Origin of the sequence: Thalassospira lucentensis (assembly GCF_050516545.1) — a bacterium.
GTDB lineage: Bacteria > Pseudomonadota > Alphaproteobacteria > Rhodospirillales > Thalassospiraceae > Thalassospira > Thalassospira lucentensis_C.
In genome coordinates this window covers 3,208,742-3,222,455 of record NZ_CP191544.1, presented here as the reverse complement: position 1 = coordinate 3,222,455, position 13,714 = coordinate 3,208,742, and the positions used below count along the sequence as shown (strand labels likewise).

Sequence of the window (13,714 nt, the reverse complement as noted above, 5' to 3'; positions counted from 1 at the left end):
TTGCCAGATCAGTAACCTTATCGGTACTTCAACGCGTGGCGGACGATCTTTTTCATGATGGTTGGCAGGGCGAAGTCCGCCAGCCCGTCAATTGTTGTCCAGCTGCCATCCAGTTTATTGGCTTCTTTTGCCGGAAGGGTGGCGGCCAATACACTGACATTGAGATGAAAATGCGTGAAGGTATGCCCGACCGTGCCATCAAGTTCTGACCACTTGGCGGATATCGGGGCTTCGGACAGCATCACATCATCGGGGGCGTCAATCGCCCGCCAGTCAGAACCGGGAACTTCATAAAGTCCGCCAAGCAAACCCTTTTCTGGACGGCGTCGAATTAAAATGCGGGCGTCATCTTCGCGCCTGATCCAGAAGGCATACCCGACCCGGGTTGGTTTGGCCGGTTTTTTCCGCTTTTTCGGAAGATCAGGAGCAATGCCGGACTTGCGGCCTTCGCAATCTGCCTGCCATGGGCAAATGCCGCAGGCCGGATTGCGCGGGGTGCAGATCGTCGCCCCCAGATCCATCAGGGCCTGTGCATAGTCGCCGGGCCGGTTTGACGGGGTCAGGGCCGATGATTTTTCCTTGATCTCGGGTTTGACGTCAGGAAGCGGGGTTTCCAAGGCAAACAGCCGCGATATGACCCGTTCAATATTGCCATCAACCGGGCTGGCATGCCGGTTAAAGGCAATCGCTGCGACCGCGCAGGCGGTATAGGGGCCAATGCCGGGTAACTTGAGTAAGCCTTCCTCGGTATCGGGGAAAATTCCGTCATACTCGTCTGCGACTGCCTTGGCGCATTTATGAAGGTTTCGCGCACGGGCATAATAGCCCAGCCCTTGCCAGGCATGCAGAACATCATCAAGTTCTGCCTTGGCAAGATCGATAACCGTTGGCCAGCGTTTCAGGAATGCCGCAAAATATGGCCCGACCGTTTGCACGGTGGTTTGTTGCAGCATGATTTCGCTAAGCCAGACGTGATATGGATTGGGCGTATCGCCGGGTTCCGAGCGCCATGGTAACGTGCGGTGATGCCGATCATACCATTCAAGCATGGTATGGCCGAGGCGTTGTATTTCCTGATTGGTGAAATGCACGGCGTTCCCGTGTTATGTTGCAGGTTGAATGACGGGTAAATTTGAACTGACCCTACGAAAGAAGCGGGCGTGAGCAAGCAAAAAGATAGTCGTGATACGAAAAGCGGTGTCGGGGTGGATCAGGGATCCTCGTCGGTCGCAGCAAAAAACGCGGTTAAAAAGAAGCAAAAAATCACACCGATGGGCAGCACGGAACGCCGCATGGGATTGCGGAATGTTGCACCCTTGGTCGGCAATCTAACACGTCCGCTGGTGCGCAAACGCGGTTTTTTCCAAACGGAAATTATCCTGCATTGGGCCGAAATCGTCGGACGTGATCTTGAACAATTTACCATGCCGGTGAAATATGCCCCGCCGCGCGGCGAAAATGCCGGTGGCGGAACATTGGTTATCCGGGTGACAGGACCCGTCGCGATCGAATTACAGCACCGTATGCCTCAGATCATTGATCGGGTGAATACCTATTTTGGGTATCGCGCGGTCGAACGGATCAAGATGATGCAGGGCGATATTTCCCGCCCCGAACGTACGGTGCATCGCCCAACAGTGGTGCCTGAAGGCAACATCACACAGGCAAGCGAAATCAATATTGCCAAGATTGAAGACCCACATCTGCGCGAAGTCCTGACCCGGTTGGGCCGTCATATTGCCGGTGCGACTGGCGGGCTTCGGCCAAAAGACGGCAAAAAATAGGGCATATCCGCAAGCTCAGTTGGCGGCTGCGCTGATCAACTAGATGCTCAATGCAGATGCCGATTAAACGTTTCTCAGTGTGAAGCCACCATAGGGCCTGATTTTTTGACCTGACGACGCATATGGGAATAGTTAGGTGATTGCCTAATTTTTATTGACAGATGCCGGAAAATTCGATTACTAAGGTATATGCCTTATCATTCAAATCCCCTTGATCTTGCGTTTCACGCGCTTAGCGACCCGACCCGTCGCGCGGTGGTCTCAAAACTTGCCGACGGTGAAGCGCCCGTAAGCGACTTGGCAGCGCCTTTCAACATGGCTCTGCCGTCATTCACCCAGCATCTCAAAGTGCTTGAGGATTGCGGGCTGATCGCCAGCGAGAAACGCGGGCGCAGCCGCTGGTGTCGACTGGTGCCGGAAGGTTTTAACGAGGCAGCAGTCTGGATGGAGGCGGAGCGTCGGCGCTGGGCTGCTCAGCTGGACCGTCTGGAGATTTACCTGGATTCGAAGGAAGACGATGATGGATCAGATAAAAAATCCGATTGAGACATGGTCTCTCGACCGGGAGATTGTGCTCGTAAAGCTGTTCAATCACCCGCGCGACAAGGTCTTTGCTGCATGGACAAACCCCGATGCGCTGGCAAAATGGTATGGTCCGGAGGGTCTCGATATCGAAACGCAAGAAGCCGATATCCGCGAAGGCGGGGTTTGGCGGTTTGACATGGTGGGCACGTTCGAAGGCAAAGAGCAGCGCTTTGAAAACCATATGTATTTTCTGGAAATCGTCCCGAACGAGCGGATCGTTATGGATTATGGCACACCCGATCCAAACGACCCCGACCGGTTCCGGATGACGGTTACCTTTGACGAACAAAGCGATGGCAAAACAGTGGTCACTTTGCGTCAGCTCCACCCCACCCGCGAACGACGCTTGGCCGTCATTGGTTTTGGTGCGGTGGAATACGGCTTGCAAACGCTTGAAGGTCTTGCTGACTGGCTCGCCGATTGAACCCTTAGCGGGTTGGCATAGGGACGCTATGTCAGATCAAATTATCGAATCAGTTTCATGAAATGAACGATCACGGAGTTGCCGCATTTTCCGGGCAGCTTGGCGACTCGTTGGTGCAATAGCTGTTTTGGGGTGCGTGTTGACTCGCGTGCTGCAACAGGCTTGTAATCACAAAACTTTGTTTTCACGGAGGTTTCCTTGTTTAAGGCGGTTAAGTTTCTTGCAGGTGCATTTCTGATTGCGCTTGGTGTCTCAGGCACGCAACAGGCACATGCAACAGAATGGAAAGAACGCGTATTGGGCGACGAGAACGCGCCGGTCACAATGATTGAATATGCGTCGCTGACGTGCCCGCATTGTGCAGCGTTCCATAATGAAGTTCTGCCAGAGCTTAAAGAAAAGCTGATTGATACCGGCAAGCTCAAATTGATCTACCGCGATTACCCGCTTGATGGGGTTGCCTTGCGCGCGGCGGCAGTTGCCCAATGTGCAGGTGATGATCGTTATTTCGGTGTGCTGAGCATGTTGTTTAAATCCCAGATGACCTGGGCGCGCTCGGAAGATCCGGTTGGCGGCATCAAAGAAGTCGTTCGTTTTGGCGGTATGACAGGCGATGCCGTTGACGCCTGCATTGCGAATGAGTCCTTGATTGAAGCCATCGTTGCATCGCGCATGAAGGGCGAACAGGAATTCAATATTTCCTCGACACCAAGCTTCATCATTGATGGTGAAACCATTGCCGGTGGACGTGACGCAGAATTCTTTATTGAAAAAGTCGAAGACCTTATCGACTGATGAAAACAACATGCCGGATACCGTAACCACGGTGTCCGGCACCAGGGGCACAGGTTCGGACCGGGGGACATGATTGGTCCAGTTTAAATCACTACGGCTGACGGGGTTTAAATCCTTCGTCGATTCAACCGATTTATTGGTTGAAGACGGGCTGACAGGTGTTGTCGGCCCGAATGGCTGTGGCAAATCCAATCTTGTTGAAGCGCTGCGCTGGGTCATGGGGGAAACCTCGGCCAAGCAAATGCGTGGTTCGGACATGTCCGACGTCATCTTTGGCGGGACGTCGACACGTCCCGCCCGTAACGTGGCGGAAGTATCGGTTATCCTTGATAACAGCGAGCGCAAGGCGCCCGCGATGTTCAATGACTTTGAAATGCTTGAGGTCACCCGCCGGATCGAACGCAGCGGGGGATCGAATTATCGGGTCAATGGCAAGGATGTCCGTGCGCGTGATGTGCAATTGCTGTTTGCCGATGCCGCAACCGGTGCCCGGTCAAATGCCATGGTTTCCCAAGGTAAAATTGGTGCACTGATCGGGGCGAAACCGATCCAGCGTCGCCTGATCCTTGAAGAAGCAGCGGGCATTACCGGCCTTCATTCCCGTCGGCACGAAGCCGAACTGCGTTTGAAAAATGCCGAACAGAATATGGAACGTCTTGATGACGTTCTGGTCACTCTTGATGGTCAAATCGCATCCCTGCAAAAACAGGCCCGTCAGGCCGAACGGTATCGCAAACTCAGCGAAAGCATCCGCGAAACCGAGGCCTTGCTGTTCCATATCCGCTGGACCGATGCGGAAAAACGACAAGCTGATGCTCGTGAATTGCTTGTCGCGGGCGAAAGTGCGGTACGTGATCTGACATCATCGGTGACCGAGGCAACCACGGTTCAGGCCCATATTGCTGCCAGCCTGCCGGATCTTCGCAAAAAAGAAGCCGACGCTGCGGCGGCTTTGCAGCGCCTTTTGATCGAACGTGAAGGCCTTGATAAAGACAAAGCCCAGATCGAAACCCAGATGGGCCAGCTGCGCGGACGCATTCAACAGATTGATGCCGACCTTGCGCGTGAAGCCGAGCTGGCAAGCGATGCACAGGGTGCGCTTGAAAAACTGAAAAACGAACGCGAAGAACTCAGCGACGCGCAGGGGGGGGGAGGATGATGAACTTGACCAAGCCCGTGAAACGGCTGCGGAAAAAGCCATCCGGGTTGAAGAACTTGAGGCTGCGGTCGATCTTCTGACCAACAAGGTCGCCGAAGAAGAAGCCCGCCTTAAATCCGTTCAGCAGCGCCTGAGCGAATTAAACACCCGCCGCAACCGTTTGACCGAACGTCATGACGAAGCGGTCGCAAAGCTAGATGACATCCGGATCGAAGCTGATTTCTCCGAAGTGCTTGAAGAAGCAAGCATGCATCTTGAAGAGTGCGAAGAACTTTGCGAACAGCGTAAAATGGCGGTTGAAGATGCTGAAATGCGTCTTGCCGAAATGCGCGATCGTGAAGACGGCCTTAAAACCGCAGAAAGCGATGCCCGCGATGCCCTGCGCGATGTCGAAAGCCGCAAGGCCCGCCTGATGGCCGAAGTCGAGGCGCTTGAAAGCCTGCTTAAGGGCGGTGACGACGACAAATATACCGCGGTGATTGAAGATATTTCGGTGCAAAGCGGTCTTGAACTTGCGATGGCAGCCGCCCTTGGCGAAGACCTTGATGCACCAGATGCGACAGATGCCCCGATGCATTGGTCGGCAATTGATCCGGCATCCGATGACCCGGCTTTGCCAGATGGTGTCACTGCACTCGCCAAATTTGTCGAAGCACCGGCTTTGCTGAACCGTCGCCTGTGGCAGATCGGTATTGTCGATGACGAGGCAACCGGCAATTGGCTTTCGAAAAATCTGAAAGCCGGGCAACGGTTGGTATCGCGCGAAGGGTCGCTTTGGCGCTGGGATGGCTATCGCATTCTCGCCGGTGCGGAATTGCCCGCAGCCGTTCGATTGCGTCAACGCAACCGGCTTGAAGAACTGCGCGGCGAGATCGAAGAAACGGATGCAGTGGTCGAAGCTGCTGCCGAGCGTGCCGAAATCGCCAGCGAAAATGTCGAACAGCTTGATGAGAAAATCGAGGAAGCAAGAACGGCTGAACAAGAAGCCCACCGTTCTGTGCGCGAAGCTGAAAACACCTTGTCACGCGCCCGCGAAGAAGTCGCCAATATCAAGCGCGATGCAAGTGCCATCGAAAGCCGTCTGCAAAACGCAGAAGAAGCTGAAAAACGCGCCAAGCAGGATCTGGACGAACTGATTGCCGAGCAGGAAGAACTTTCAGCCCTGCCCGAAGAAAGCAGCGAAGGCCTGATGGAAATCAAGGCCGAGATGATCGAACAACGTGCGACCCTTGCCGATGCCCGTGCCGATCAGATGGAAGCACGTAGTCAGCTCGAACGTATGCAGCGCGATATGTCTGGCCGCCGCAAGCGTCTTGAATTCGTTGAAAACGAAATCGCGACCTGGAACGAACGTGCATCGGGGGCTGGCGAACGTGTTTCTGAACTGCGTGAACGTCAGGAAGAAGCCCGGATGGAGATCGAGGAGCTTGAACTCAAGCCCGAAGAGATCGAAGAACGCCGGGCGATTTTGTCAGACCGGATTGAACTTTCCGATCAGACCCGCAAGGAAGTCGCCGACGAATTGCAAAGGGCCGAAAATGCCCAGCGCGAAGCGGATATGAACCTGAAAGAAGCCGAACAGAAACTGGCCGAAGCCCGCGAAGGGCGCGTGCGCTGTGAAGCTTTGCTTGAACAGGCAGAACAGCATCGTCGTGACTTGATCGAACGCATTCGTGAACGTGTTAATTCAACACCTGATAAGTTGGTTGAACTTGGCCAGATTGATCTGACCAAGGAATTGCCGAGCGAAGACGACATTGATGCCCGTCTGCAACGTCAGTCACGTGAACGCGAAAACCTTGGTGCGGTCAACTTGCGTGCCGAAGTCGAACTGGCCGAAATGCAGGAACAAAAAGACACGATGGTGTCTGAACGTGATGATTTGATTGCTGCCATTGAAAAACTGCGCAATGGCATCAATCAGCTCAACCGCGAAGCACGTGCCCGTTTGAAAACGGCCTTTGACGAAGTTGATAAACATTTCCAGCAATTGTTTGTCCGCCTGTTTGGTGGTGGCGGCGCGCATCTGATGCTGACCGATGCCGATGATCCGCTTGAAGCCGGGCTTGAAATCCTGGCATCTCCACCGGGTAAAAAGCTTCAGCATCTATCGCTTTTATCAGGTGGGGAGCAGGCATTGACCGCTGTTGCATTGCTGTTTGCGGTGTTCCTGACCAACCCGGCACCGATTTGCGTGCTCGATGAGGTCGACGCACCGCTTGACGATGCGAACGTAGACCGCTTCTGTAAGCTGCTGGAAGCGATTGGCCGTCATGCCAATACCCGCTTCCTTGTCATTACCCACCATCGCATGACCATGGCGCGGATGAACCGCCTGTTTGGTGTGACGATGGCCGAACGCGGTGTTTCGTCACTGGTGTCGGTCGATCTGCATCAGGCAGAGGTATATTCCAAGAAAGAACAAACTGAACTCGATTTTACCGGTTAGGTTAATGTACGGGCAGGGCGCTAGATGGTACATCTCATTGAAACTTAATGATGGTGAAGGTCTCGATGTCCCAGAAAGTGCGTGAGCTATATGAACAGTTTCCTTATCCGTTGCGCGATGCGCAGGAGGAAAAAGACCGTTTATTAATGCCGCCACTCGATACCTTATCGCGGGTTAATCATTATTGCTTTGGTGCCAGCCGTGACATTACGGCCGATTTCCGCGCCCTTGTTGCGGGTGGTGGTACGGGTGATTCGCTGATTTGGCTGGCAGAGCAGCTGCGCGAAGTTGGCGGGCAGGTGACCTATCTTGAGCCATCCGCTGCCAGCACCAAGGTTGCCCGTGCCCGTGCAGAGGCACGCGGTCTGACAAACATCACCTATGTGAATGCAACCATTGACGCGTTTGCCAAATCCAGCCCCGACGGGTTTGATTACATCAATTGTGCGGGCGTTTTGCATCATCTGGAAAACCCGGAAGAAGGTCTGCGTGATCTGGCATCGGTTCTTAAACCCGATGGCGCGATGGGGGTGATGGTTTACGGCGAACATGGTCGTCTTGCGGTGACCGAATGGCGCAAAATGATTGAACCGCTTCTGGTGGGCAAGGATCTGGTCGAACAATTGGCCATGACCCGCAAATTGCTGACCAACCTGCCAGAAGATAACATGCTGTTGAAGATGGGCGGTGGTCCGGGCTTTATCAAAGGCCTGTTGGAAAACGATCCTGAAATTGTTGATTTGCTGCTGCACCCTGTGGAGTGCGCCTATGATGTGCACGGGGTGTATGACTTTGCCGCATCGGCAGGACTTCATGTGGCGGCCTTTACCGGGTTCTTCGGGTTCGGCGGAACAGGCAAGGCGCATTATAATATCGAAAACATGGTCCGTGATGCAGGTTTGGTGCGTGAAGTGTCCGCCATGCCGCTCCGCGATCAGCAGGCTTTCTGCGAACGCTTTAGCGGGGCGATGCCGCTTCATGCGTTCTATCTGACCCGCAATGATACCGGGCAGGCATCCGAAATGCTTCCGGACGCGGAACTTGCGCCATATTTCTTTGTGCCGCCCAACGAAACGTTCTTTGATGATCTGATTGCCTTGGCCGGACAGCCGGTCCTGATTGAAGATGGCAGTGGCAATGCGGTTGATCTTACCGGTGGACCTGACCTTGCGCGCTTGCTGGCCATTTTTGATGGCAAAAACACGGTTGCGGATCTGATCAGAATTTTGCGCGACGAGATTCTTGATAAACAGCCGATCGATATGAATTCAATCGCGATCAACACCCTTGGTGCGGTTTGGGCCCTGTTCCATAAATTCGACTGGATGTTGGCAGCACGTTCAGACGGATGGCAAAAACCGGATACCCAAAGAGTTTTGACGGTGCGCAAAGTTTAAGGTTGTGATTCTCTGCCCTGAATTCACGTGCTGGTGAATCGGCCAATCTGATGGGCCTTTCTGCACGTTCTGTCATACTGTTAGGCTAAATCTGCGATCTAATTTGCCGAAATTGCCTGATCTTGTTGAATATAGATCGCTTTGTGATCTGGCTCGCTATTTGGCGTCAAACACTTGAGAACTAAGGGAAACCGCCGGTTCTGAGTAGGTGGGGCCTGAAATTACCAGCATAAACGACTGCTACTATTGCCTAAGAACAAAAGTGTTTTCCATCACATTTTATCAGTTAAGTTATTGGAATAATTATGAATATTGTTATTTCGGACTTCGCTGCAAGCTGGGGTTTTACAGCTTGACAGCCCATGGGGTGCTAAGTATGTTGCCCGCGCATTTCCTTGCGACGTTTGCAGGGCTGCCAAAGCGGGGTTCACGACAATGAGCGATGATAAAGATCGCGCTTCATTAGAAGAGCTTGAAAGTAAGCTGACGGCAGTCGCACACAAGCGCGAAGAAAAGCACAGCCCGAACCGGGCAGCCCGCAAACCGTCCCAAGGGATGGCGTTAGGCATGAGAATTTCGGCGGAAATGGTCGCTGCACTTCTTGTCGGTCTGATAATTGGTTGGGCGCTTGATCGGGTGTTGGATACGACGCCATGGCTACTTGTCCTGTTCGTTGTTTTGGGAACAGGTGCAGGTGGTCTAAACGCTTATCGCGTTGCCAAAGGATACGACAGTGCTGTTGGTCTGGGGCGTGCGATGGGGAAGCGTAATCAAGGGGACAGGGATAACCCTGAACCTTAACAAGATTGAGCGAGGATTACGGTGGCTGGACCGCTAGAGCAGTTTAAAATCGAACCGTTGGTCGATCTTTCGGTAGCTGGTGTGGATATCTCCTTCACCAACTCCGCATTGTGGATGGTGATCGCCGCTGTTTTTGTAACCGGTTTCATGACGCTTTCGATGCGTCGTGGGTCATTGGTTCCAGGACGCTGGCAGGGTTCTGCTGAGGTGATGTATGAATTCGTCGCCAATATGCTTAAGGACAATGTCGGAAGCGAAGGGCGCAAATATTTCCCGTTCATCTTTACCCTGTTCATGTTTGTGCTGTTCGGTAACCTTCTGGGTATGATCCCGCACAGCTTTACGTTTACAAGTCATTTTGCTGTCAACTTCGCGTTGGCGCTGGTGATTTTCATCGGTGTGACCATTATCGGTTTCGTTCGCCATGGAACGCATTATTTCCGGATGTTCTTCCCGGAAGGTGCGCCGATCGCGACGGCACTTATTCTGATCCCGATTGAGATCATTTCTTACTTCTCTCGTCCGTTCAGCCTTGCTATGCGTTTGTTTGCCAACATGACTGTTGGACACATTATGCTTAAGGTTGTTGGCGGATTTGTCGGCCTGATCGGCATTCTGGGCGTACTTCCGTTTGCCTTGCTGACAGGGATTACAGTTCTGGAGTTCGGCATTGCTGCACTTCAGGCTTACGTCTTCACAATTCTCACCTGCATTTATCTCCATGATGCAATCCACATGCACTGATGTGTGTGGTCTGGTGTGATCTCTAGTTATTGCCTTTAAGAAATTCGAAAGGGTGAAGTTATGGAACTCGATGCTGCTAAGATGATTGGTGCTGGCCTGGCTGCTATTGGCATGATTGGTGCCGGTATTGGTGTGGGTAACATCTGGTCGAGCCTGATTGCGACTGTTGGCCGTAACCCGGCTGCCAAAGGCGACGTTGAACTGTATGGCTGGATCGGCTTTGCCGTTACCGAAGCTATTGCACTGTTCGCACTCGTCGTTGCGCTGATCGTTCTCTTCGTTTAATCGGCGCCTTTTGAGCGAATACTCGGCCCGGCGAGGTGCGCCCTCGCCGGGGTCGCTGAATTCGGGAGTAGGCTATGCCGCAGTTTGACTTAGCGTTGTTCTCCGAGCAGATTTTCTGGCTCTTCGCTGTTTTCGCCGTCTTGTACTTCTTGATGTCGAAATTGGCGTTGCCGAAAGTCGGTGAGGTTTTGGAACGGCGACAGAAAACCATCGAAGACAACCTTGGCAAGGCTCGGGCGTTGAAAGACGAAACCGATGCCGCCATCGCGAAATATGAGGCTGCTTTGGCAGAAGCTCGTAATGCTGCGCAGGCAGATATTCGCGAAGCTTCGGAAAAGGCTGCTGCAGAGCAGGCTAAAAAAACCGAAGCAATGGTCAAGAAATTGTCTAAAAAGACATCTGATGCCGAGAAGGCTATTGCGGATGCCAAAACGGATGCGATGACCGGTGTTGCAGAAGCAGCATCAGAAATTGCCCGCGAAGCAACCGACAAACTTATCGGTGTCAAGGTTCAGGCCAAAACTGCCGACAAGGCTGTTTCGGCTATTGTAGGAGAGTAAGATTATGGCAACCCAAGAGGTTACTTTCCTTACCGATCCATACACCTGGACCACGCTGTCCTTCTTACTGGTCGTTGGCGTTGGCGGTTTTAAAGCCGTCAAGGGTATCTCTGCTGCGCTTGATAAGCGTGCTCAGAAGATTTCCGACGATCTGGACGAAGCACAGCGTCTTCGCGAAGAAGCTCAGGAGCTTCTGGCCAACTATCAGGCCAAACAACGCGAAGCCTTGAAGGAAGCTGACGAGATCCGCGCGCATGCCAAGGCAGAAGCCGAACGTATGCTTGAAAGCGCCCAGGCTGAGCTTAAAGCGGCACTTAAACGCCGTGAACAGCAGGCTCTGGAACGTATCTCCAACCTGGAAAGCCAGGCGATTGCCGAAGTTCGTGCACATGTTGCCGAAATCGCTGCAAAAGCTACCATGGCGCTTGTGACCGAAAAGGTTGCTGGTGCCAAGGCTGACGAGTTGGTGAACGGCGCGATTGCGGAAATCAAAGGTCGCCTGAACTAAGATTTTCCGGTTTCCGGATTAAAAACCCCGCAGTATATCGCTGCGGGGTTTTTTGTTTTCCGATGCTCGGTGAAGCTTGGGAATTAGGGGACCTTTTCTTGGTCAACCCTCAGCGCGAAAAGCGATCCCGGTCATGGGGCGCATCAAAATCAATCACCGGACCAAGTGGCACGACGCCAGACGGGTTCACGGATGGATGGCTTTGGTAATAGTGTTTTTTGATGTGATCAAGATGGACGGTCTGTTTCACACCCGGATGCTGATAAAGCGCCTTGGTGTAATTCCAAAGGTTCGGATATTCATGGATCATCTGGCGATTGCATTTGAAATGCCCATGATAGACAGGGTCAAACCGAAGCAATGTCGGGAACAGCCGCCAGTCCGCTTCTGTAAGCGTATCGCCCACAAGGTAGGGTTGCTTGTCCAATCTGTCTTCAAGCCAGTCCAGCGTGTCAAAAAGGGCCGTAACGGCCTCTTCATAGGCCGACTGGCTGGTGGCGAAGCCTGATTTGTAAACACCGTTATTTATGTCGTTATAAATACGGCTATTAATCGCATTGATCTCGGCACGCAGGTGTTCGGGATAGTAATCGCCAGCCTTGGCACCAAGCCCATCAAATGCGTAGTTAAGCATCCGAATGATTTCAGCGGATTCGTTACTCACGATCTGGTTGGTCTTTTTGTCCCAAAGGACCGGCACAGTCACCCGCCCGGAATAATCGGGTTTCGCCGACGAATAGACCTGATGCATGAAATCGTGACCATGAAGATGATCAATCAGGCCATCTTCCTTGGAAAACTTCCAACCGTGATCTTCCATATGCCAGTGCACGACTGACACCGTGATCATGTCTTCAAGTCCCTTAAGGGCGCGAAAGATCAATGTGCGGTGCGCCCAAGGGCAGGCATAGGACACATAAAGATGATACCGCCCGGCTTCTGCCGGGAACTTGGCACTGGGATCAGACGACAGCCAATCGCGAAATGCAGAATCCTGACGTTTGAATTTGCCGTTGCTGTTTTTGGCAAGCAGGGCTTCGGTTTGCCATTTTCCGTTTACCAATTGTCCCATCTTGGTCCTCCGTCTTGTCATTCTGTATCGCGTTGATCACGTAAATCGCGAAATTTCAATGTTCTGTCCATTGTCGTCATTTCCGCGTTGAAGACAATTCGGTCTTATGACATTTATTTGTTTCCAATGGCGCAACAGTGCAGTTGCGCCGCGATCAGGAGTAGCATGATGTTGATCGGCAATCTCGACGGCATGACCGTTTTCGCCCGCGTTGTAGAAGAACACAGTTTTTCCGGGGCCGCCCGTAAACTTGGCATGTCTAAATCTGCTGTCAGCAAACATGTTACCAAGCTTGAAGACAATCTTGGCATTCGGCTTTTGAACCGCACCACCCGTCGTCTTAGCCTGACCGATGCGGGATCAACGTTCTATCAGCATTGTGCGCGTGTGGTTGAAGAAATTGAAACCGCCGAACATGCCCTGACCGATTTACGCGGCACACCGCGTGGGACGCTTCGCATTTCAGCACCGCTTACCTTTGGGCAAATGTATTTGCCACAATTGGTCACGGAATTCATGGAGATGTATCCAGGCCTCCATGTCGATATTCATCTGGCAGATCATATGGTTGATCTGGTTGCTGACGGTATTGATATGGCAATTCGCATTACCCGGCTTAAGGATTCCAGCCTGATTGCCCGTAAGCTTGCCGATTATACCGGGCATGTGGTTGCCGCGCCGTCTTATCTTGCAAAATATGGTGAGCCGAAAACACCACTGGAACTTACCCAGCACAAGACGATTGTTTACACCAATATCACAAGTCCCAATATTTGGGATTTTGAAGGTCCAGAAGGCCCGGTAACGGTGCGGGTTGATCCGGTGATGTCGTGCAATAACGGTGAATTCACCTCTATCGCGGCAATCCGTGGGCTTGGCATTGCTCGCGAACCGGAATTCATCGTGGCCGAGGCTCTAAGCGAAGGGCGTCTGGTACGCATCCTTAAAGATTACGACCCTCTTAATAATGGCGGGATTTACGCGGTCTATCCTGAACGCCGCCATCTGCCCAGCAAGGTGCGGGTGTTTATCGATTTTCTGGTCGAAAAGTTCCGGGGCGGTTTGTGTTCCTTCCATGCGGAAGCGTGTAAGGAATACGAAGAAGGTCGCGCCCGTCAGCGCCCGACACCATAATTCACGACAAAAAACAT

Annotated in this window: 15 protein-coding genes; 13 read left to right on the top strand and 2 right to left on the bottom strand. The window is 52.8% G+C overall.

All coding sequences use genetic code 11. The features are described from left to right. Nucleotides 1-17: 17 nt before the first annotated feature. The gene (mutY, locus tag ACQ0MK_RS14675; RefSeq protein ID WP_430473247.1) at nt 18-1,091 is read right to left on the bottom strand and encodes an A/G-specific adenine glycosylase; all 1,074 of its coding nucleotides are present in this window, start codon (nt 1,089-1,091) and stop codon (nt 18-20) included. A gap of 69 nt (nt 1,092-1,160) precedes the next feature. Between mutY and ACQ0MK_RS14670 the strand changes: the two genes are divergently transcribed. The 12 genes from ACQ0MK_RS14670 to ACQ0MK_RS14615 all read left to right on the top strand — a co-directional run bounded on the left by ACQ0MK_RS14670 (nt 1,161) and on the right by ACQ0MK_RS14615 (nt 11,491). Next, nucleotides 1,161-1,784 (top strand): DUF721 domain-containing protein, encoded by a 624-nt coding sequence (locus ACQ0MK_RS14670; protein ID WP_350048381.1) that lies wholly within the window; start codon nt 1,161-1,163, stop codon nt 1,782-1,784. A gap of 189 nt (nt 1,785-1,973) precedes the next feature. Next, nucleotides 1,974-2,330, top strand: coding sequence for an ArsR/SmtB family transcription factor (locus tag ACQ0MK_RS14665; RefSeq protein WP_430473246.1), 357 nt, complete (start codon nt 1,974-1,976; stop codon nt 2,328-2,330). Next, complete coding sequence (locus tag ACQ0MK_RS14660) at nt 2,305-2,793, top strand: SRPBCC family protein (RefSeq protein WP_430473245.1); 489 nt, start codon at nt 2,305-2,307, stop codon at nt 2,791-2,793. Before ACQ0MK_RS14665 ends, ACQ0MK_RS14660 begins: the two co-directional genes overlap by 26 nt. A 198-nt stretch (nt 2,794-2,991) precedes the next feature. Further along, nucleotides 2,992-3,588: a DsbA family protein gene (locus ACQ0MK_RS14655; RefSeq protein WP_350041396.1), complete on the top strand. Its 597-nt coding sequence runs from the start codon at nt 2,992-2,994 to the stop codon at nt 3,586-3,588. Between the two features lie 73 nt (nt 3,589-3,661). Further along, the gene (locus ACQ0MK_RS14650; protein WP_430473244.1) at nt 3,662-4,747 is read left to right on the top strand and encodes an AAA family ATPase; all 1,086 of its coding nucleotides are present in this window, start codon (nt 3,662-3,664) and stop codon (nt 4,745-4,747) included. Between the two features lie 160 nt (nt 4,748-4,907). Further along, nucleotides 4,908-7,196 (top strand): hypothetical protein, encoded by a 2,289-nt coding sequence (locus ACQ0MK_RS14645; protein ID WP_430473243.1) that lies wholly within the window; start codon nt 4,908-4,910, stop codon nt 7,194-7,196. A 65-nt stretch (nt 7,197-7,261) separates the two neighbouring features. After that, nucleotides 7,262-8,593: a class I SAM-dependent methyltransferase gene (locus ACQ0MK_RS14640; protein ID WP_430473242.1), complete on the top strand. Its 1,332-nt coding sequence runs from the start codon at nt 7,262-7,264 to the stop codon at nt 8,591-8,593. A gap of 435 nt (nt 8,594-9,028) precedes the next feature. Continuing rightward, complete coding sequence (locus tag ACQ0MK_RS14635) at nt 9,029-9,394, top strand: AtpZ/AtpI family protein (protein ID WP_350162105.1); 366 nt, start codon at nt 9,029-9,031, stop codon at nt 9,392-9,394. A gap of 21 nt (nt 9,395-9,415) precedes the next feature. Further along, complete coding sequence (locus tag ACQ0MK_RS14630; protein ID WP_350048395.1) at nt 9,416-10,138, top strand: F0F1 ATP synthase subunit A; 723 nt, start codon at nt 9,416-9,418, stop codon at nt 10,136-10,138. A gap of 60 nt (nt 10,139-10,198) precedes the next feature. Further along, the gene (locus tag ACQ0MK_RS14625; RefSeq protein WP_033068123.1) at nt 10,199-10,423 is read left to right on the top strand and encodes an ATP synthase subunit C family protein; all 225 of its coding nucleotides are present in this window, start codon (nt 10,199-10,201) and stop codon (nt 10,421-10,423) included. Between the two features lie 74 nt (nt 10,424-10,497). Further along, nucleotides 10,498-10,983, top strand: a complete 486-nt coding sequence (locus ACQ0MK_RS14620) for a hypothetical protein (RefSeq protein ID WP_430473241.1) — start codon at nt 10,498-10,500, stop codon at nt 10,981-10,983. Between the two features lie 4 nt (nt 10,984-10,987). Next, the gene (locus tag ACQ0MK_RS14615; protein WP_350041402.1) at nt 10,988-11,491 is read left to right on the top strand and encodes a F0F1 ATP synthase subunit B; all 504 of its coding nucleotides are present in this window, start codon (nt 10,988-10,990) and stop codon (nt 11,489-11,491) included. A 109-nt stretch (nt 11,492-11,600) separates the two neighbouring features. On the opposite strand, the gene ACQ0MK_RS14610 is transcribed toward ACQ0MK_RS14615, so the two are convergent. Beyond that, entirely contained in the window at nt 11,601-12,563 is a 963-nt protein-coding gene (locus ACQ0MK_RS14610) for a glutathione S-transferase family protein (RefSeq protein WP_430473240.1), read from the bottom strand. Nucleotides 12,564-12,728: 165 nt separating this feature from the next. Here ACQ0MK_RS14610 and ACQ0MK_RS14605 point away from each other — a divergent pair, with 165 nt between their 5' ends. Continuing rightward, entirely contained in the window at nt 12,729-13,697 is a 969-nt protein-coding gene (locus ACQ0MK_RS14605) for a LysR substrate-binding domain-containing protein (RefSeq protein WP_430473239.1), read from the top strand. The last annotated feature ends 17 nt before the right edge of the window (nt 13,698-13,714 follow it).

What these genes read in the sequence shown, in the direction of transcription:
- ACQ0MK_RS14665 (WP_430473246.1), top strand. Translation starts at nt 1,974, where the DNA reads ATGCCTTATCATTCAAATCCCCTTGATCTTGCGTTTCACGCGCTTAGC.
- ACQ0MK_RS14660 (WP_430473245.1), top strand. Translation starts at nt 2,305, where the DNA reads ATGGATCAGATAAAAAATCCGATTGAGACATGGTCTCTCGACCGGGAG.
- ACQ0MK_RS14640 (WP_430473242.1), top strand. Translation starts at nt 7,262, where the DNA reads ATGTCCCAGAAAGTGCGTGAGCTATATGAACAGTTTCCTTATCCGTTG.
- ACQ0MK_RS14635 (WP_350162105.1), top strand. Translation starts at nt 9,029, where the DNA reads ATGAGCGATGATAAAGATCGCGCTTCATTAGAAGAGCTTGAAAGTAAG.
- ACQ0MK_RS14625 (WP_033068123.1), top strand. Translation starts at nt 10,199, where the DNA reads ATGGAACTCGATGCTGCTAAGATGATTGGTGCTGGCCTGGCTGCTATT.
- ACQ0MK_RS14620 (WP_430473241.1), top strand. Translation starts at nt 10,498, where the DNA reads ATGCCGCAGTTTGACTTAGCGTTGTTCTCCGAGCAGATTTTCTGGCTC.
- ACQ0MK_RS14615 (WP_350041402.1), top strand. Translation starts at nt 10,988, where the DNA reads ATGGCAACCCAAGAGGTTACTTTCCTTACCGATCCATACACCTGGACC.
- ACQ0MK_RS14610 (WP_430473240.1), bottom strand. Translation starts at nt 12,563, where the DNA reads ATGGGACAATTGGTAAACGGAAAATGGCAAACCGAAGCCCTGCTTGCC.
- ACQ0MK_RS14605 (WP_430473239.1), top strand. Translation starts at nt 12,729, where the DNA reads ATGATGTTGATCGGCAATCTCGACGGCATGACCGTTTTCGCCCGCGTT.